This is a genomic window from Brevundimonas sp. 357, from assembly GCF_003938605.1.
Classification (GTDB): Bacteria; Pseudomonadota; Alphaproteobacteria; order Caulobacterales; family Caulobacteraceae; genus Brevundimonas.
On record NZ_RHWX01000058.1, the window covers coordinates 1 to 533 of the forward strand.

Genomic DNA, 533 nt, shown 5'->3' on the forward strand with positions numbered 1-533 from the left:
GTTCACGATATAATCATAATCATCGTGGATTTACTTGCTATAAAATGAACTATTATGTTACTAATAAAATGTGTAGAGATTTGAAAAAAAATTATAATAAGCTAAAGACTCCTGCTCAAATTGCATCTTTTATTCCTATTGGTGGAGTTGGAACATGGGTTATTACAAATGCTTTTAGTAGTGCTGTTGATGCAATGAATGTCTTTGTAAGAGCTGCAAATCAAGGAAAAGGTGTACAATTAACATATAATGCTCACTTTAGCAATACAACATCATATCAATACAATGATTACGCTCGTTATGTAATAAAATAATCAGAAAGTGAAACTATCTCATGAATAAAAAGATTTTAGCTGTAATTATTTCAATAATAGTTTTAATCACTATGTTCTTCATATTTAGGCTAATTTTCAATATAAGCTTACAAAAAAGTATTCTTTATCTAATTCCTATAGCATTTATCTTAGCAATTTTTAGAAGTATTTACGGAAATAAAAACTCTAAATAGCTAAAAATAAATCATACTAAATTTT

At 26.3% G+C, this 533-nt stretch carries 1 protein-coding gene; it reads left to right on the forward strand.

The features are described 5' to 3' along the window. Window positions 1-314: bacteriocin 51 precursor BacA (gene bacA / locus EGK63_RS16370; RefSeq protein ID WP_125902309.1), on the forward strand; the 314-nt coding region annotated here is incomplete at its 5' end. Window positions 315-533: the final 219 nt, after the last annotated feature.